The organism is Grimontia celer, assembly GCF_900055185.1.
Lineage (GTDB): Bacteria > Pseudomonadota > Gammaproteobacteria > Enterobacterales > Vibrionaceae > Enterovibrio > Enterovibrio celer.
Genome location: NZ_FIZX01000002.1, coordinates 1,171,559 through 1,189,411, shown reverse-complemented (window position 1 = coordinate 1,189,411; position 17,853 = coordinate 1,171,559). Strand labels below are relative to the sequence as shown.

17 protein-coding genes are annotated in these 17,853 nt (G+C 47.5%); 10 read left to right on the top strand and 7 right to left on the bottom strand.

Features of this window, described 5'->3' with window-relative positions:
• Position 1: 1 nt before the first annotated feature.
• The 3 genes from GCE9029_RS15625 to dgcN all read right to left on the bottom strand — a co-directional run bounded on the left by GCE9029_RS15625 (position 2) and on the right by dgcN (position 3,287).
• Positions 2-1,135 (bottom strand): acyl-CoA desaturase, encoded by a 1,134-nt coding sequence (locus GCE9029_RS15625; protein WP_062664554.1) that lies wholly within the window; start codon positions 1,133-1,135, stop codon positions 2-4.
• Positions 1,136-1,336: 201 nt separating this feature from the next.
• Complete coding sequence (gene dgcA, locus GCE9029_RS15620; protein ID WP_062664552.1) at positions 1,337-2,272, bottom strand: N-acetyl-D-Glu racemase DgcA; 936 nt, start codon at positions 2,270-2,272, stop codon at positions 1,337-1,339.
• A gap of 1 nt (position 2,273) precedes the next feature.
• Entirely contained in the window at positions 2,274-3,287 is a 1,014-nt protein-coding gene (gene dgcN, locus GCE9029_RS15615; RefSeq protein ID WP_062664550.1) for an N-acetyltransferase DgcN, read from the bottom strand.
• A gap of 217 nt (positions 3,288-3,504) precedes the next feature.
• Here dgcN and GCE9029_RS15610 point away from each other — a divergent pair, with 217 nt between their 5' ends.
• The 6 genes from GCE9029_RS15610 (at position 3,505) to GCE9029_RS15585 (ending at position 10,633) form a co-directional block, all read left to right on the top strand.
• Positions 3,505-4,398 (top strand): LysR substrate-binding domain-containing protein, encoded by an 894-nt coding sequence (locus GCE9029_RS15610; protein WP_062665710.1) that lies wholly within the window; start codon positions 3,505-3,507, stop codon positions 4,396-4,398.
• A 223-nt stretch (positions 4,399-4,621) separates the two neighbouring features.
• Positions 4,622-6,205, top strand: a complete 1,584-nt coding sequence (locus GCE9029_RS15605) for a hypothetical protein (protein ID WP_062664548.1) — start codon at positions 4,622-4,624, stop codon at positions 6,203-6,205.
• 159 nt (positions 6,206-6,364) lie between these two features.
• The gene (locus tag GCE9029_RS15600; protein WP_062664546.1) at positions 6,365-8,194 is read left to right on the top strand and encodes a hybrid-cluster NAD(P)-dependent oxidoreductase; all 1,830 of its coding nucleotides are present in this window, start codon (positions 6,365-6,367) and stop codon (positions 8,192-8,194) included.
• Between the two features lie 121 nt (positions 8,195-8,315).
• The gene (locus tag GCE9029_RS15595) at positions 8,316-8,990 is read left to right on the top strand and encodes a hypothetical protein (protein WP_063856896.1); all 675 of its coding nucleotides are present in this window, start codon (positions 8,316-8,318) and stop codon (positions 8,988-8,990) included.
• A gap of 204 nt (positions 8,991-9,194) precedes the next feature.
• On the top strand, positions 9,195-10,202 hold the full coding sequence (locus tag GCE9029_RS15590; RefSeq protein ID WP_062665708.1) for a response regulator: 1,008 nt from the start codon (positions 9,195-9,197) through the stop codon (positions 10,200-10,202).
• 2 nt (positions 10,203-10,204) lie between these two features.
• A complete protein-coding gene (locus GCE9029_RS15585) occupies positions 10,205-10,633 on the top strand; it encodes a PAS domain-containing protein (protein ID WP_002536101.1) in 429 nt (142 codons plus the stop codon).
• 73 nt (positions 10,634-10,706) lie between these two features.
• Here GCE9029_RS15585 and GCE9029_RS15580 read toward each other — a convergent pair whose 3' ends face one another.
• A complete protein-coding gene (locus GCE9029_RS15580; RefSeq protein WP_062664544.1) occupies positions 10,707-11,516 on the bottom strand; it encodes a M48 family metallopeptidase in 810 nt (269 codons plus the stop codon).
• 190 nt (positions 11,517-11,706) lie between these two features.
• On the opposite strand from GCE9029_RS15580, the gene GCE9029_RS15575 reads away from it, so the two are divergent.
• The 3 genes from GCE9029_RS15575 to GCE9029_RS15565 all read left to right on the top strand — a co-directional run bounded on the left by GCE9029_RS15575 (position 11,707) and on the right by GCE9029_RS15565 (position 12,855).
• Positions 11,707-12,135 (top strand): hotdog fold thioesterase, encoded by a 429-nt coding sequence (locus tag GCE9029_RS15575; protein WP_062664542.1) that lies wholly within the window; start codon positions 11,707-11,709, stop codon positions 12,133-12,135.
• Between the two features lie 2 nt (positions 12,136-12,137).
• Entirely contained in the window at positions 12,138-12,368 is a 231-nt protein-coding gene (locus tag GCE9029_RS15570; RefSeq protein ID WP_062664540.1) for a DUF3389 family protein, read from the top strand.
• A gap of 133 nt (positions 12,369-12,501) precedes the next feature.
• Positions 12,502-12,855 carry a hypothetical protein gene (locus GCE9029_RS15565; protein ID WP_062664537.1) on the top strand — a complete coding sequence of 118 codons (354 nt, stop codon included), beginning with the start codon at positions 12,502-12,504 and terminating at the stop codon, positions 12,853-12,855.
• A 48-nt stretch (positions 12,856-12,903) separates the two neighbouring features.
• Here the strand turns inward: GCE9029_RS15565 and GCE9029_RS15560 are convergent, their stop codons facing one another.
• The 3 genes from GCE9029_RS15560 to GCE9029_RS15550 all read right to left on the bottom strand — a co-directional run bounded on the left by GCE9029_RS15560 (position 12,904) and on the right by GCE9029_RS15550 (position 15,066).
• The gene (locus GCE9029_RS15560; protein WP_062664535.1) at positions 12,904-13,719 is read right to left on the bottom strand and encodes a DUF2797 domain-containing protein; all 816 of its coding nucleotides are present in this window, start codon (positions 13,717-13,719) and stop codon (positions 12,904-12,906) included.
• Positions 13,720-13,816: 97 nt separating this feature from the next.
• The gene (locus GCE9029_RS15555; protein ID WP_062664532.1) at positions 13,817-14,119 is read right to left on the bottom strand and encodes a hypothetical protein; all 303 of its coding nucleotides are present in this window, start codon (positions 14,117-14,119) and stop codon (positions 13,817-13,819) included.
• 125 nt (positions 14,120-14,244) lie between these two features.
• Positions 14,245-15,066 carry an endonuclease/exonuclease/phosphatase family protein gene (locus GCE9029_RS15550; RefSeq protein ID WP_062664530.1) on the bottom strand — a complete coding sequence of 274 codons (822 nt, stop codon included), beginning with the start codon at positions 15,064-15,066 and terminating at the stop codon, positions 14,245-14,247.
• Between the two features lie 656 nt (positions 15,067-15,722).
• Here GCE9029_RS15550 and nrdD point away from each other — a divergent pair.
• Entirely contained in the window at positions 15,723-17,843 is a 2,121-nt protein-coding gene (gene nrdD, locus GCE9029_RS15540) for an anaerobic ribonucleoside-triphosphate reductase (protein ID WP_062664525.1), read from the top strand.
• Positions 17,844-17,853 lie beyond the last annotated feature (10 nt).

Sequence of the window (17,853 nt, the reverse complement as noted above, 5' to 3'; positions counted from 1 at the left end):
TTCATGCGTAAGAAGCGGTAAGCGTCATCCAATTACGCTTCTGCTTCTGAAAGTCTGCTTTCAGGATCTGCAATTGCTGCAGCAGAATGGCTCGCTCGTACTTCTTCAGCAGGTTCTGCTTTTTCAGGTCAAGCAATCGCTTCTTGGCTTCATAGTATTCACTCATGCGAGATACCAATGCCTCATATTCTTGCTCAACAATCTGCAAGCGATGTGTCGCGTTTGGCGTGAGGCTCAAACGCGCTTGAATATTTTTCAGCATCATTCTTGCCTTGGCTTTCTCGATGCGATCTGGTGGCGTGATACGAAGTTTTTTCGTCAACCCAAGCCAGCTGCTTGATTTAATCAGCCACTTTGTTGGATCAAACTGCCACCAGTAGATGCCATTGCGGTAGTCATTTTCAAAGATGTGGTGGAAATTATGGTAGCCCTCACCGAAAGTCAGGAATGCCAGAATACCGTTGTCACGCGCCGTGTTTTTCTCTGTGTAAGGTTGTTTACCCCAGATGTGCGCTAGAGAATTAATAAAGAAAGTACAGTGATGGTTCAGCACCAAACGGGTGAAACCAATCAGGATGATAGCACCCCACAAATCACCGTGAATCAGACCAAAGGCAATAGGAATACCGAAGTTGGTGGCAATGACCAATGGGAGGTAATACTTGTGCTGCCACATGACGATCTTGTCTTTCTGCAGGTCACGGCAGTTGCTGTAATCGGAGTAGCGGTGTTTTTGATATTCACGGAGCATCCATCCGATGTGTGAATACCAGAAGCCGCGCTTTGCGGAGTATGGGTCGGTGTCGTTGTCATCGACATGACGGTGGTGCACGCGGTGGTCGGAAGACCAGTGAAGGATGCTGTTTTGAACAGCATAAGCGCCGCCAAGAGCAAAAATGAATTTCAGAATAGGGTGGGCTTCGTAGGTTTTATGAGACCAGAGTCTGTGGTAACCCGCTGTGATTGACATACCGCTAAAGGTAAAGGCGACGAGGAGCATCGCGATTTGGGCCCAATCGAAGCCATGATAGTAAGCCCAAAGTGGCGTACCAATTATCGCTACCGCAAAAGTGACGACAAACACCGAGACATTCAGCCAAATGATCGGTGGTTTATTTGTGTTATTTGATTCCATGTTAAATACCGCAAAATTCCAGCGTACACATGTACGCTAGAATAGTGGTCGGTATGTAGGTGGTCAAGATGGCTGTTAACAATTTGTCGCAATTTAGGTGTCTATTTTTGTGACCCGCTCCAAAGCAACAAAAAAGGATGAAACGCCATGAAAGCATTTCATCCTCTTTGTGAGCTAAAGATATGAAATAGTTAACACCCCCTAGAGAATGATATTACCGTTTTGGTAGTTTAAGCCGCCCTGAACATCATCACTGATCAGGAACGCACCATCGAGATCAACCAATACCGCAGTGGCTGCGACTGGTAGAGCTGCGCGCATGGCGACAGAACTTCCAAGCATACAACCGACCATCACTTGCATTCCTTTAGCACGCGCTGCTTGTTCCAATTCGAACGCTGCCGTCAAACCGCCAGTTTTGTCTAATTTGATATTCACCATCTGGTATTTGCCTATCAAACTGTCGACATCATCTGCGGTATGACAGCTTTCATCGGCACAAAGTGGAATTGGGCTGGAAACATGGCGCAACGCTTCGTCTTCAGCGGCAGGTAAGGGCTGTTCAACCATGGCAATGTTTAGTGGTGCGATTTGTTGAATCGTCGCTTCGATATCCAGATCCCCCCAAGCTTCATTGGCATCGACAATCAATGTGGTATCCGGAGCAGCAGCTCTAACCGCTGAAAGTCGCTCAAATACATCATCACCGTTTAATTTTACCTTGATCAGCGTTGCGCCTTGCTCCACATAGCGTTTAGCCTCTTCGCCCATTTCTTGCGGTGAAGCAATCGAAACGGTCATTGCTGTTTGAATAAACTCTGGCAGCGAAAAGCCATCAGGGAAGTTGTCTGATTCCAGATCCCAGAGCGCACAATCTAAGGCATTGCGGGCAGCACCTGCAGGCAAAAGCGCTTTTAATTGTGTACGGTCAAAGGCTTTTCCTCTCACCGAATCAATCTGTGCTAAGACGCTTTCAAAGGATTCCCCATAACGTCCAGTTGGCGAACATTCCCCCGTCCCTTTTTTGCCGTCTTTCTCGATGGTCACTTGAATCACTTCCGCTAGCGTTCGGCTTCCACGAGAAATCGTAAAGGGGCGCTTTAGGTTGTATGTGGCTATCTGCGCGTTTATCTGCATCTTAACCCTCGTAACTGGTGACCAGATGATTGACGATGTTTTCTACACCGAATCGAACCGGATCGGTGGCTGGCAATCCATGCTTTTCTTCCATCTCTTTAAGATAGACCTTGGCTTCTTCTTCGCTAAGTGCAGAGGTGTTAATTGCCATGCCAACAAAGCGAGGGTTTGGATTGGTGAGTTTTGCTAAGCTCAAGCCAAGCTCCATAATGTCTTCGACTGCTGGCATTGGCATATGAGGCATATGGCGGGTGTGCGGGCGATTGGCTTCGTGACAAAGGACCAATGCATCAGGCTGGGAACCATGCAGTAGACCCATAGTGACACCGGAAAACGCAGGGTTGAGCAAAGAGCCCTGACCTTCAATCAGTTGCCACTCATCGGCGTCGCATGCTGGCGACAACGCTTCCGTTGCACCTGCGATAAAGTCTGAGATCACTGCATCTACTGCAATACCTTTACCTTCCACCAAAATGCCTGTTTGCCCTGTCGCGCAGAAGGTGGCTTTCATGTCACGTGCTTTCATCGCTTTTTCAAGCGCCAAGGTGGTGAACATTTTGCCCACAGAACAATCAGTGCCTATGGTCAAAAGACGTCGACCAGAACGTTTCTTGCCATTTCCCACATCCAGCTTTTCAGCATGGTGGCGCAAATCAAACAGTTGAACGCCCGCCTTTTCTGCTGCATCCGCAATGGCTGGCACGTCTGCCAAACGCTGGTGCAAGCCCGAAGCGACATGCATACCCATTTCAATCGCTTCAACAATCATTGGGATCCAGTGTTCTGCCAACACACCACCGGCGTTTGCTGTACCCAGAACAAAGGTTTTGGCGCCTTGCGCGTATGCAATATTTGCATCCATTTCTGGAAGGCCAAGTGAAGGTACACCATCGTTCAAACGTAATTGGCCTAGACATTTCTCTGGTCGCCAGTAGTGGATACCACGGGCAGTTTTGATCGCGAGTGGGTCGTGGCTGTCGCCGAGCATAAGAAGGTATGGGGCTGGGATGTTCATCGTTTTCCTTTTCTCCGGCACGCCTTGCGTGCTGCATGATGTCCTAAGGTGATGTTTTAACTATATGAGGGTTAGTCGTCGTGGAAAAATGCCGTTTGTGATTCACCTATGCCGATTGGTTATCAAAAACTAAGAATTATGTGATTTATATCGACTTAAACTTCGTCTATGAAATTAGAATGTCGATAGGAATAGAAACAAAGCATGGGAAGTGGGCTTGAATATCGAAAGTAAGTGGCTGGAAGATTTTCTGGCTTTGGCAGAAACACGGAATTTTTCGACGGCAGCAGGGCTTAGAAATATTACCCAACCTGCTTTTTCACGCCGTATTCGCATGTTAGAACAGTCTGTCGGCGCTGAACTGATTGATCGCACCCAAACCCCCGTTGCATTAACAGCCAGTGGTCGAATCTTCCGGGTTACCGCGAGAACATTGGTTCATCAGATGGAAGAGGGGATCAGCCAGATCTCGGCGCTCAACTATTCTGATGGCAGCCTGGTGCGCATCGCTTCTGCTCATTCATTGGCGTTAGATATGACGCTCTCGATTCAGCAAGCCTTTAGGCCCAAAACACAGCCAATGCTGAGTGTCGACGCCATGAACGTAGATGAAGCCGTAGATGCACTTCAACAAGGCGAGTGTGATTTGTTATTGGCATTTGAAAACGAACACCTGAAATTACCGCCGTTTGACTACATTAAGGTGGGTCATGCTGATTTGCTACCCGTTACAGCACCCAACGAAAAAGGGTTGCCAAAGTTTTCCCTCGAATCTGAAGAAGCAACACCATGGCTGGCCTACAATCCGGCTTCATACATGGGACGACAAACTGACTCCCTTCGTAGTGAACTCAATCTAAAAACTGTCTTTCTTTCTTCCATGGTCGACATGCTAAAGCTACAGGCAGTGAAAGGTCAGGGAGTCGCATGGCTGCCGGACTTTTCGATACGTGATGAAATCAGAGATGGTCGTTTGATTGTTATTGGCGATAAGAAGCATATTCGGCAGGTCTCTTACTACGCTTACAGGTACCAGTCCCGATTGCATCCCTCGGGCGAAAGAGTTTGGTCAGCTCTGAAAAAAATTGCTACCGGTAACTCTCTCAACTGACAATGGAAATTCAGGAAACGAGCTTGTTTTCCGAAGATCTTGTGCCCTAACTGCTATATTTTTCTAACGCGCTGCCGATAACAAAAACATAAGAAGTCCAAACAGCCTGCCTTTTCTCAAAGCATGTGGTGATACGATCAAATAGCCTCTCGCGAGCGCTGTTTGGATAGACGACTCTCTCGCTAAATGGGGTGTAGCGAAAGAGATTGACGCTGGGGGTGATATGCCGTTGAAAGAACCTATCCCGAATTTCGTCAAAGCCATGGGGCACCGCGTTGTCAGTTACATTTTGAACGTTTCTGAAGCAGACGCGAGGTTGGTGCTGCAACATCAGGCGCGTTTGAATGCCAAGCAAAAAGATACACTGTCTTCCTACATTCAACTGTGCCGACAAATGCGTGCAGTCGCGGTTTCTCAAGGCGATATCGAACAGTCATTTTTCCATCGTTTGCCGCATGTGCTGCAAAACGGTCAGCATATGTTTTCTGTGTGGCGCCGCCAAAACGGAGGCACAACGCCAGTAGTCAATGCGACTGATCCCCTTGCGCGAAGCTTGGCCAACGTAGCAGCAGAACTCTACCCACTTTTTCTGGTAAAAGCGGGGGCACGTCCTCATTTGTTTTATCGCGCCTCGGGTCATTTGAGTGCCGCGATCATGCACCTGCCTGGCCACAAAACTCTGTATCGACACTTCATCGAAGATCATTCGTTTGAGCGTGTGTTCGAAACCATTGGTAATGAGCCGAGTGAGACCTTCGGCCATTATGCAGATTCCAAAGGCAAACGTGGCGTTATCACGCTTTCCTCACTTCCTGCTGCTCTTCTCATTAACAGCTATGACTTGATGCGTGTGCGTGGGCCTATTTCTGCAGATATTTTCGTCGAAACCGTATTGGAAATGCTCGAGATAGCACGCAGCGTGGCTGACGGTGAAGTGGCGCAGATTCCATTGTTTGTTGGCTTTCGCAATGCCTCTCTGATTGATTTTGATGCGTTGGATACAAAGTGGGGAACCATTCGTCGATACACACCAGCGATCGCTGAATATGTTCTTCAATTGCCAAGTCAGATGGCAAAGCGCAAAGACAGTGGCTTTATGTTGGAATCCGGCTTTGCTTACGCCATCAATGCGGGAGATTTGTTGGATGACGATGAATGGCCTGATGATGTGATGGATGCAGAGAACGACAAAGTCGCGACCGAACTAAACATAACTTTATGCATGGCGATGTGTTTTCTCGAACAAACGCCGCCGTTTGTTGCGCCTGAATGGGCTTGGCATATCGACCCTTTTTCCCTGGAAGGGGCAAAGCAGGTTGTCGACACAGTAAAAGAAGCAGAAGAGCCAGTGTCAGTGACCAACAGTGTGTTGGACGATTTGGAAAACTGGAGTTTGCTGCTGGAAGATACCGATTCAACGGGTATTCGACTCGCTTTTGGCAGACTGTTCAGTGCGGCGAGGCAGCCAGAAAGGTTGGATGGCTTGCTGGATGCGATTCTCGCTTTGCGCAATATATTTGGTGCAGGTTCTCAAGCCGAGAACGTTGCTCAGGCAGTTAGCGTGTTGATCAAAGGTGATGCACAAGAGGCCGTTGAAGTCGCTCAAATGCTGACCCGTGATTGGAACCTCATCCTGTCCGGCGAAGCGTGGTGGGATGCAGAGGAGATCCGTGAGAAAACTAATGATTGTATATCTCTATGTCTGACCTGTTTACATCATTTGTATCTTAAGTATCCGACGTTAGTGAGTGAGCCTGATCGACTAGCGCAAATCATCGCTTCTGAAGGGAAAAGCATTGCCTGTTAGTTCAGTAAGATATCAGTGAAGCATTTCTCTTACTGAACAGTTTGTTGGAGCAATAAAACGCCGATTCTGTACAATACAGAATCGGCGTTTACATATATACCCAAACGACCTGAATCCAGCATCTTCAGGTTGTTTGGGTACAAATAGAAAGGAGTCAGCGTGAGCACAAAAGTCAGCCAGATAAATGTATTTCCCGTTAAATCGGCAGGAGGCATCTCGCTCTCCAACGCTTGGGTAGAAAAAATTGGCCTGAGTTTCGATCGCCGCTTTATGGTGACGGATAGCACGGGGAAAATGGTCACCGGACGCACCGAGCCAAAGCTGACTGAAGTGTCTGTGGCTATTCAGTCCAACGGTATTACGTTGACCCATCCAACCATGTCTCCTTTGGTGTTGAAGTACTCTCAATTCTCTATGAGTGAAGTGCAGACAGGCGTCTGGAAAGACGAGTTCGCAGGATACTCCACAACATCTACCGCCAATGCATGGTTCAGCCATTTGCTAGGTGGCAATAAGCAGTTGTTGTTTACGGGTGAAGAATCTTCCCCACGTTTTTCCCAAAGCGCTCAAACCAAAGTCAGCTTTGCAGATGGGTATCCGCTTTTGGTCATTTCAGAAGCCTCTTTGGAAGCGTTGAACGAACGCTCCCCAGATAAACACATCATGGACCAGTTCCGTACTAACATTGTGGCGACCGGCTGTGATGCATTCGAAGAAGACCGCTGGGAAAAAATACGCATTGGTGGCGTGACGTTTCAGGTCGACCGTCCGTGCAGCCGATGTGTGTTTACCACGCTTGATTTAGAAAGTGGTCGATTCCGTGTGAACGGTGAGCCTATCACCACGCTGAGCCAATTCCGCACCGACAAAGAAGGGAACGTGAATTTCGGTATGAATCTGGTTGCCCTGAATGAAGGATTGATTTCCGCAGATGATGAAATCAAAGTTCTGGAATACCGTGAACCGGAAGTCTACGAAGACAACACCACGCCAAAACTAAATCTCAAATGCAGCGAAGTCGAAGACGTTGCCCGTGATTTCAAAACCTTCTGGTTTACCAGCCAGCAAGGCACCTTACCTACTTACAAAGCAGGACAACACCTTCCCATTGAATTGGATATCAATGGTGAACGTATCCAGCGTCGTTATACGCTTTCTTCTTCCCCAACTCGTCCGGATAAGCTATCGATTTCGGTCAAGCGTGTTGATGGTGGATTAGTGTCTAACTGGCTGCACGACAATCTGGAAGCTGGTGGCAAAATCAAAGCGCAGCAACCAGATGGTCAGTTCCACTTGAGCGATGATTCTGGTAAGCGACAGACACTGCTGCTGCTTTCAGGCGGTAGTGGTGTCACGCCCATGATGTCGATGCTTCGTGCTATGGCGGATAACAACGAAGTCAATGACGTGGTTTTCCTGCACCAATGCAGTACGGAAGCAGATATCCCATTCGCAGAAGAACTTAAATCTCTTGAAGCTGCCCATGCTGGCTTGAACGTTATGACATTGTTGAGTCAGCCCTCAGATGATTGGCAGGGAATGTCTGGTCGCTTGAGCCAAGAGCATCTCGCATTAGTGCCTAAACTCACTCAACGTGAAGTCTTTGTTTGTGGTCCGGAAGGGTTTATGGAGTCCGCCATGAATCTACTTGGAGCCTTGGGCGTTCCCGAGAACCAACGCCATCAGGAGTTCTTCACACCACCAACAGTGGGTGTTGATGCGCCAGCGATGGAAGTGAACATCAATATCGAAGGCGAGTTCATCCGCGGTGAAAACCAGCGTCCAATTTTGGTTCAAGCGGAAGAGGCAGGCATCTATGTGGATTACAGCTGCCGCGCAGGAGTATGTGGATGCTGCAAGCTTCGTTTGGTCGAAGGTGAAGTAGAACAACCAGATATGCCGGCTCTGTTCCCGGGTGAGAAAGAAGATGGTCTTGTACTCGCATGTTGTTGTATTCCAAAGGGTGATGTGACCTTGGTTAAACCTTGACCAAGTAAAAGAAATATAAAGAAAATTTTCCTTCAGCTAACATTAATAACTGCCACCATGCGCTATCATGGTGGCAGTTATTTTTTTGGGGTTAGGCAGTGACAGCTGCAAGGAACAAACAATGACAAGCACAAATAAAAAAGGTGCATTGCTGTTTGCGGGTGGTTTGCTTTTAGGTGGGCTAGTGGCCTGGAACCATTGGTCTTCCATTGAAAACGGTACGAAGTTGCAGTTGGAGGAGGCAAACGCTGCGTTGTCCGATGCGCAACTGGCGTTGGCAGATACTCAGAAACAACTGGCTAAATTGGGTAGTCAAGGCGATGAAGCGATTGAACATGCTGAATCACTCACAAAACAGATTGAAGAGAAAGATGCTGAAATTGCGGCGCTTAAAGCGACGTTAGGACAGAAGGCAAAAGCTTACGCAGGTAAAACCGGACAGTTGGAAAAGACGATGGAATCCCAATCCATCGCGATAGCACAACTGAAAAAGCGGGTGACGGATACTGATGTTTTGTATGCAGAACGTTACCGTTTAACACAAGCGGTTGGTGAGCTGAACGAGAAAATCCTCAAAGGTGCACACCAATTGGAGCTAAACCAAAAAGCCTGTGCCGAGTACAAGAAAGGGAACTCATGGAACAAGGTATCCCAAAGCGATTGCGACAATTTTAATTCGCAGAAAGCAGAGAACACCGCGATGATAGAGCAGTTTGACCATCTGAGCTCAGATCTCGACAAAGTGAAAAGGGAACTTTCAGCATTTGGTAACGTGCCACTTCCTGATCACCCATAGTGACCAAATGGGGGAGCCGAAGTTTGATCAATCCGTCTCCCCATCACATTAAATTACTTCCACCGAGACCAATAGGCCTGTTTAACAACTATGCTTATGGGAGTAAGGTCATATTTCCTTGAAAATTGCGTTATATTTCGTAGCCTTGCTTACAACAACAATTCCAATCAATAGAATACGCAGCCGGATTTAGGGGTGGAGATTTTGACAACCCGAGTATTAATCACCGACGACTCTGCATTAGCACGGAAGCAACTTGCTCGGTCGCTGCCAGCATTCGTTAATGCAGAAGTGACTTTCGCCGAAAATGGCAAAGTCGCCATCGAGCAACTTCAGTCTTCCAGTTTCGACGTTATGTTCCTCGATTTGACCATGCCAGAAATGGATGGTTTTGAAACACTGGAAGTGATGCGAGCCAACAGTATCAATGTTCCCGTCTTTGTCGTATCAGGCGACATACAACCAAAAGCGCAAGAGAGAGTCCTCTCTCTGGGCGCAAAAGCATTCGTACAGAAGCCTGTCAGTCAGGAGAAATTGACCGAGCTTTTACAACCCTTTAAAAACAGCGAGCCTTCTTCCTCACCAAAACCAGCTCAACCACCAGCGGACATGAAAATTGGCCGCCGCGAGATGTATATGGAAGTCGTGAACGTGGCAATGGGTCGCGCGGCAGACTCGCTGGCACGCTACTTTGACGTATTTGTTCATATGCCTCTCCCACACGTTAATGTACTTGAGGTGAGTGAGCTCACCATGACCATCAAGCACCTTGCCAACAACGACAACATGAACGGTATTTGTCAGGGGTTTAGCGGTGAGGGTCTAGCCGGTGAAGCCTTGATGCTGATCTCTGATTCTTCCATGAAAGACCTACTTGGCATTCTGGATTATCCGGATGACGGTAGTGTAGATAATGACCTCGAAGTGCTTGTTGATGTCAGCAACGTGCTGATCAGTGCTTTCCTTTCAGGTATTGGTGAGCAAGCCGGTTTAGTGTTTGCCCAAAGCTATCCAGCCATTATTGGCCAACACCAATCGGTCGATAAGCTGGCAGAGAATATGCGTGGAACGTGGAAACGGACTGTGACAATCGAAGTGAGTTACGCCATTGATGGCACCAACATCAAGTGTGACTTGTTGTTGCTGTTAGTCGATGAGTCCTTGCCACTTCTAGACGCGAAACTGGCTTACCTGATGGATGACGAGGAGTAACCATGATTGACTCACCAGAATTTGAACAATTCAACTGGATGGTCGATATGGTTCAGAATATCGACATGGGTTTGATTGTCGTTGACCGTGATTTCAACATCCATATGTGGAATGGGTTTATGGTTCACCACACTGGCAAACACCCAAATAAAGTGAAAGGGCAGTCACTGTTTGATGTATTCCCTGAGATCCCGGAAAGTTGGTTCCGTGCTAAATGCCGACCAGTGTTTGAATTAAAATGCCGAAGCTTTGTGGTGTGGAAGCAGCGCCCATATCTATTCCATTGCCGGAATGTTCGTCCGATAACGGGCCAAGCCAGCTTCATGTACCAGAATGTAACGCTAAACCCCATGGTGAACCTGCGCGGTGAAGCGCAGCACATGTTTATATCGGTGGCAGATGTAACGGGTGAAGCTTTGGCTTCTCAATAGCTATCACCAGACAGAAAAATGCCAGCGTCCTCGCTGGCATTTTTGTTTCCGACGTTCAGTTAATCAAACGGCGTTAGCCGAATAGATTTGGGCTGCCGCAGTTAGGCGCTTTACGGGTCGGTGGTGGCAATTCGTTGATAGCCGTTTGTAAGTCAGAAATTCGTGTGTCGTGTGATGGGTGAGTGGAGAGAATCTCCGGTGGAGCGCCATCAGAAGCTTTCGCCATGTTTCGCCACAGTGCAACGCTCTGGTTAGGATCAAAGCCCGCTTCGTTCATCAATTGCACACCAATCAAGTCTGACTCAGACTCGTGGGTACGGCTAAATGGCAGTAAAACACCGACATTCACGCCGAGACCTAATCCCGCCATAATAAGGTCAGCATCCGCTGTCCCTGATGCACCCAAAGCGATACTTGTTATTTGTAACGCGCTATTTGCAGCTAGTGAGCTGGAAACGCGCTCGCTACCGTGATTCGCCATTACATGACCGATTTCGTGGCCGATAACTGATGCGAGTTGATCTTGTGTTCTCGCGACTTTCAGCAAACCGGTATATACACCAATTTTCCCACCAGGGAGCGCGAATGCATTGATCTGATCACTATCAAAAACCACCACTTCCCATTCATCAAAGTCCGGCTGCGGAGGCGTTACTTCTAGAATGGCATCTGTCACGCACTGAACATATTGGTTGGTCTTTTTGTCTGTGTTGACTTTTTCATTCTTCTTGAGTTCAGAAAAAGACTGCGCTCCCAGAGTTGCCATCTCTGAACCTGAAACGAGAATAAACTGGCTGCGACCGGTTGGTGATGTTGTACAACCAGCAATCAACGCACTCAACAGCGCCGCAGCGACTGTGTATTTGATTTTGTTGATCTTCATAAAGCTATTCCTTAAGCCCTTAATAATCCTGCCTATATAGTAAAGGATCCATAGGTCTGAATTAAACAAGTAAGACTGACGGAAGACTTTAAATGTCACTGATTGCGACAAAAGCCAGTAGCGTAGAAAAGTGACAACAAAGATAATACCAAAACAACTCAAAACCAAAAAATCATCGAAGGGGACTGTTTTGTCTATCTGGAAGAAACCCATTTCGCTTGAAGGCTTGAATGCCACCTCGAAAAACACCTTGGTTGAACATCTCGGTATTGTTTATACCGAGTTCAGTGATGACTGCCTGACGGGAACTATGCCTGTAGATTCCCGAACCCACCAGCCGTTAGGTATGTTACATGGCGGTGCGTCAGTGGTTCTTGCTGAAACCCTAGGCTCGCTGGCAGCCAACATGGCAGTGGAAGAAAATAAGTATTGCGTCGGTCTGGATATTAACGCCAATCACATTCGCGCAATGCGCTCTGGGTATGTCACTGGCAAAGCCCAAGCGATTCACATGGGTGCGACGACACAAGTCTGGCAGATTGAAATCACTGATGAGCGCGGACGGTTAGTGTGCACCAGTCGCTTGACGATGGCTGTACTTCAGCACAAAGGGAAATAAACATGGTGATTACGATTCCCGGCGGCCGCGTTATTGCGACCATGCATGAAGTGATGGTGAAGTTTCAGGAAAATCAGATGACACTTCAGGCTCAGACCGACGACATCAGTTTGCTGGGCGCCCCCTGTATGCTGATTGCCAATGGCGGTACAGTGAACTGGAGCTTGTCACTTGGCTCAGAAGACAACTTAAATGCAGTGTCAGAAGCGACAGGGATTGCCATTAAACGCTAGGGCTGTTTACCTTTGTTGAGGTGTATTTGCTTAGAATGACTCGGCGAAACACACCTCGCCGCGCCTAAAACGCTTACAGCTAGAACAAAATTTAACCACCAAAGGTCAACAGCCCCTAAAGAGGGAAAGAAAAATGAAAAGACTGATCGCAGCAAGTTTGATGCTCTTCGCTGGAATTGCTTGGGCTGGAAAAGCCGATGTGGTAAATGCAACAGCGACCAAGAGTGGTGAGTCTTACCGTTTTTCTGCCACAGTCGAACACGCTGATGAAGGTTGGGAGCACTATGCCGATGCTTGGCGTGTTGTCACCGCTGAAGGCGAAGTGTTGGGTACGCGTGTGTTACATCATCCCCATGTTAACGAGCAGCCTTTTACACGCAGCCTTTCTGGTGTAGAGATTCCAGTAGATATTAAGGAAGTTTATGTAGAAGCTCATGACAACGTGCATGGCTGGGGTGGAAAGCAGTTTAAAGTAACATTGAAGTAGTTTTGAAAGTTCCCCCTTCCTGATGGAAGGGGGAATGTTTGGGCATACTCAATATTCCGCAGTCACTTCATAGCTGGTGAACTTGCGGATATTAATCACACCGGTATCGAAAATCAGATACTGGCCTTTAATTCCTTTCAACACACCTGAAACCACAGGATCTTTATCAAAGTTCAGTGACGTAATCTTGGTTGGGTGTTCCGTCACAGGAAAACTGATGTCGATGATGTCGTTCTGAATCGGCTCAACGGCGTCAAAACCATATTGCAGTCGCAGGCTGTAAATCTTGGCATCAATTTGAGGCAACAGTCGACGCGCTTCTTCATGCAAATCCAACTCAACATTGTCGCCTTTCAGCATTGCACGCCAGTTGGTTTTATCTGCCAGGAACTCAGCAATCGCAATTTCCACCAGACCTGATAGATGACGGCTTTTCACCTTTAGAATCGGCAGTGCCTGCGTTGCACCTTGATCCACCCAACGGGTCGGAATCTGATTGGCACGGGTAATACCGACCTTCAAACCCGAAGTATTCGAAAGGTAAACGATGTGGTCGGTCATACAGAACTGTTCTGCCCACTCAGGCTCACGACAAGTGCCTTCGGCAAAGTGGCAGGTTTCTGGTTTCAGAATACACATGTCACAGCGCGCAAGCTTTTTGGTGCAAGGGAAACAGTGACCCTGGCTGAAGCTTTTGTTGGTTTTGGCGCCACATGCGTCACAGTAGATATTGCCGGTGTATGTCAGTTTGAGTGATTTGCCAATCAGGGAATTGAGAGAAATATCGGTATCACCGACTGGAAGGGAGTAGTTGACGCCGTTATCCAGCGTGCTTTTCATTTTGCTCAGAGTGCCAGTAATCATTGTAATTTTATTGTTGTCCTTCACGTGCCGAGATTCTACAACGAATGCTAGTGAAGAAAAACCGCGGCACATGAAGAGATGACTGACAGCGTCGATCTTAATTAGCTTTCACCAATCCATCATTCAGGTCGTTATAAAGAGAGACATCCAATACCAACATATTTTGGTCGATATCTTCACTGATCTCGTCAATCACGAACAGATCAGCATCTTTGTCCGTCAGATTGTTTTCTGCGAGATTGACAATGTTGTCGTTGATGTCGCCATGAATGGTTACCTCTTCCACTTTTTCATAGTGCCCGTAATCGAGCATGGTGGCAGGAACCAATTCCGGTGCAGCAAGGGTAGGCAGGGATAGGAGTAGGGCAGCAGCAAGCAAAGGTGCTTTGTAAACTTTCATTTTGGTGTTCCATCTTTCTTGTTTTACCGCATTGTAAAAGCGGGCGTTGCGAGTTTTGTCAGTAATAGGTCAGAGCGACTTAAAAGCGCCGCAAAAAGAGGGCATTGTGGGGAAGTTCAGGAAACTTACAAGTCGACAATCACAGGACAGTGATCTGAAAGGCGATATGTCGCGACTGCGTGATAAGAGTATTGATATTGGCGCGCTTTTGGCGTCGAAGATTCAGGTAACGCACCCGGGCTGGCGACAATGTGGTCAATGAGTTTTCGGTAGACAACATGTTCCCAGCGTTTGGTTCGATAGTTGTATTTTCGCGCCTTACATTTGGCGTCTGTGTATTGGGTGAGCTTCACCATATTCTCTTCACCGACTTCGTCCACAAGCTGATCCCAGACCCACTCATTTTTTTCATTCATGTAGTGGTTAAAATCGCCGGCGATAACGAATTCCTGTCCGAGTTTGAGGCGGGCATTAATCCAAATACCCAGAGCTTCGATTTGTCTGGCGAGCTTTTTACAGCTGTTGTTGCGTCGAACTGGCGTTTCAAAGCAGCCCGATTTGAGGTGAATGGAAAGCAGATGCAGCGAGGGCTGGTTGTCGCGTACCACTTCGATATACGCACCATAACGCAAGTCACCCCTAGATAAGAAAGTGGGTAAACCGAGCGGCTGATAATCCATGTGATCAAAGACCTTGATACCTTTTTTTACCGCCCAGCCAGTGAACTGATGGCTACCACGGCTTTTCTTGAAGTACTTGGCGCGATCTGAGAAATAAAAATCGTAGTCGGCAGGGTTAAGCACTTTCTCAAGCGATGCTTCGCTATCGACCTCCTGAAACGCAACCAGATCAGCATCAATGACTGAAGATACGGTTTGCATCATCAAATAATCGTCTTCCGTTCGCTTACTCTGAATGATGTCGTTTTTGTCACTCAACCATTCCATGTTCCACGTCGCTATAGACAAGGTTGCGTAAGCGCTCGAAACCTTGAGTAAAAATAGCAAAGGCACAATAACAGCTAGCCATGAACATAGTGTCCGCTGGAATAAAATAGGGTGTCGTGATGTTTTTGCTGAATTCATTAAATAGTTGCTAAGTGTTTGTTCTTAAAATGGGAGCGTTGTGGGTCAGAAAATACAAGGCCTTCAAGCGCATAGTAGTTCATACGGTATCCCACAGTTTTTACAACATAAAGAATTTGGGGTGCCTGTAGCAAATTTTGACAGGCTTTTTTCATTTCTTGAAGTTTGTCCACACTAATCGAATAGATAAAAATCGCATCCCCTCGGGCCATGATCTAAATCAAAGTATCGTATTCAGCTCGACGGTCTAATACACCACATATTGTAGTCCTAGCTTTGAATTCGCCCATATTTGGTATTTATTGACGCCATTCACATTTGCGTGTAGGTCGATTGGATCTTGCCGGATCCTTGTTCGATTTCGCTCAACTAACGCGAAATGGCGTGCTTTTTCACGGATATGGCTGGCTACTTCCAAAACCTAACGACGACTTACTGAGGTCAACAGACCCTAAAGTGGTCGACCTGATTTTCTTTCCCTTGCAGTTAAAGAGGGCCGATTTGTTGAGGAGCTATTTGTGAAACCTGTTGTCATCAAACGCGATGGAGGCCGCGTACCGTTCGAGCGCCAACGTATTCAGGATGCAGTACTGAGCGCGGCGTTTGCAGTAGAAGACATGGATCAAGCCTATGCAGCAGCAGTAGCAGATGGCGTACTCGCGCAATTCATGCGCAGCGATGAAGTGGATATCAATCAAATTCAGGATGCCGTGGAAAACCACCTGATGGCAGGGCCATACAAGGCGGTTGCCCGTGCATACATTGAATACCGTCATGATCGCGACAGCATTCGAGAGAAGAAAAGCCGGCTGAACCATGAAATTCGCGGTCTGGTTGAGCAAACCAACTCTGACATCCTCAACGAAAATGCGAACAAAGACAGCAAAGTCATCCCAACTCAGCGCGACTTGCTGGCGGGCATTGTAGCGAAGCACTACGCCAAGCAGTACATGCTGCCAAAAGCGGTTGTACGTGCTCACGAGCAGGGTGATATTCACTATCACGATCTGGACTACGCGCCATTCTTCCCAATGTTCAACTGCATGTTGGTTGATCTGGAGAACATGCTGACGCATGGCTTCAAAATGGGTAATGCGGAAATCGACACACCGAAATCTATCCAGACCGCAACAGCAGTGACGGCACAAATCATCGCACAAGTCGCTAGCCACATATACGGCGGTACAACGATCAACCGCATTGACGAAACTCTGGCTCCTTACGTTGAAATCAGCTACGAAAAACACCTGATGGTGGCACGAGAGTGGGATATTCCAGACGCAGAAAGTTATGCCCGTGCGCGTACTGAGAAAGAATGTTACGACGCTTTCCAATCTCTGGAATATGAAGTGAACACTCTGCACACTGCGAATGGTCAAACGCCGTTTGTTACCTTCGGTTTTGGTTTGGGTGAATCTTGGGCAGCGCGTCTTATTCAACAATCCATTTTGCGTAACCGCATTGCAGGTTTGGGTAAGAACCGTAAAACCGCAGTTTTCCCGAAACTGGTTTTCAGTCTGAAATCTGGCCTGAACCTGAAAGACGGTGAGCCAAACTACGACATTAAAAAGCTGGCGCTGGAATGTGCGTCAAAACGTATGTACCCAGACATCCTGAACTTTGACAAAGTGGTTGAAGTGACGGGTTCGTTCAAAACGCCGATGGGTTGTCGAAGCTTCTTGTCTGCGTATGAAGAAAATGGCGAACTGATTCATGAAGGCCGCAATAACATCGGTGTTGTATCGATTAACCTGCCGCGTATTGCGATTCGTGCTAATGGTTGTGAAGAAGCCTTCTACAAACTGTTGGATGAAGTGTTAGCGGTCGCCCGTGAAGGCCTAGACACCCGTATTGCTCGTCTTCAAGGCGTGAAAGCCCGTGTTGCACCAATCCTATACATGGAAGGGGCGTGTGGTGTTCGCCTGAACCCAGATGATGATGTCAGCGAAATCTTCAAGAATGGCCGTGCTTCTATTTCTCTGGGCTACATCGGTATTCACGAAACCATGAATTCGCTGTATGGCGTAGAAGAGCACGTTTACGATTCAGAAGCGCTGCGCGAAAAAGCGCTGAACATCGTTAAACACTTGAAAGCGGCAACAGACAGCTGGAAAGATGAAACTGGTTACGGTTTTAGCTTATACAGTACGCCAAGTGAAAACTTGTGCAGCCGCTTCTGTAAGATCGACACCAAAGAGTTCGGTGTAGTCAATGGCGTTACAGACAAAGGTTACTACACCAACAGTTTCCACTTGGATGTTGAAAAGAAAGTGAACCCATATGACAAGATTGATTTCGAGATGGCTTATCCAGCTATCGCTAACGGTGGTTTCATTTGCTACGGTGAATATCCGAACATTCAGCACAACGTAGAAGCACTGGAAGACGTTTGGGACTACAGTTACGAACGTGTTCCATACTACGGCACGAATACACCCATTGATGAATGTTACGAATGTGGATTCACTGGCGAGTTTGACTGTTCAAGTAAAGGCTTTGTATGCCCAAGCTGTGGCAACCATGACTCGACCAAAGTGTCAGTGACCCGCCGCGTTTGTGGCTACCTGGGAAGCCCGGATGCACGCCCATTCAATGACGGTAAACAGGAAGAAGTTAAACGTCGCGTTAAGCACATGTAAGCGAGCGAGA

What these genes read in the sequence shown, in the direction of transcription:
- GCE9029_RS15625 (WP_062664554.1), bottom strand. Translation starts at nt 1,135, where the DNA reads ATGGAATCAAATAACACAAATAAACCACCGATCATTTGGCTGAATGTC.
- dgcA (WP_062664552.1), bottom strand. Translation starts at nt 2,272, where the DNA reads ATGCAGATAAACGCGCAGATAGCCACATACAACCTAAAGCGCCCCTTT.
- dgcN (WP_062664550.1), bottom strand. Translation starts at nt 3,287, where the DNA reads ATGAACATCCCAGCCCCATACCTTCTTATGCTCGGCGACAGCCACGAC.
- GCE9029_RS15605 (WP_062664548.1), top strand. Translation starts at nt 4,622, where the DNA reads ATGCCGTTGAAAGAACCTATCCCGAATTTCGTCAAAGCCATGGGGCAC.
- GCE9029_RS15595 (WP_063856896.1), top strand. Translation starts at nt 8,316, where the DNA reads ATGACAAGCACAAATAAAAAAGGTGCATTGCTGTTTGCGGGTGGTTTG.
- GCE9029_RS15585 (WP_002536101.1), top strand. Translation starts at nt 10,205, where the DNA reads ATGATTGACTCACCAGAATTTGAACAATTCAACTGGATGGTCGATATG.
- GCE9029_RS15580 (WP_062664544.1), bottom strand. Translation starts at nt 11,516, where the DNA reads ATGAAGATCAACAAAATCAAATACACAGTCGCTGCGGCGCTGTTGAGT.
- GCE9029_RS15570 (WP_062664540.1), top strand. Translation starts at nt 12,138, where the DNA reads ATGGTGATTACGATTCCCGGCGGCCGCGTTATTGCGACCATGCATGAA.
- GCE9029_RS15565 (WP_062664537.1), top strand. Translation starts at nt 12,502, where the DNA reads ATGAAAAGACTGATCGCAGCAAGTTTGATGCTCTTCGCTGGAATTGCT.
- GCE9029_RS15560 (WP_062664535.1), bottom strand. Translation starts at nt 13,719, where the DNA reads ATGATTACTGGCACTCTGAGCAAAATGAAAAGCACGCTGGATAACGGC.
- GCE9029_RS15555 (WP_062664532.1), bottom strand. Translation starts at nt 14,119, where the DNA reads ATGAAAGTTTACAAAGCACCTTTGCTTGCTGCTGCCCTACTCCTATCC.
- GCE9029_RS15550 (WP_062664530.1), bottom strand. Translation starts at nt 15,066, where the DNA reads ATGGAATGGTTGAGTGACAAAAACGACATCATTCAGAGTAAGCGAACG.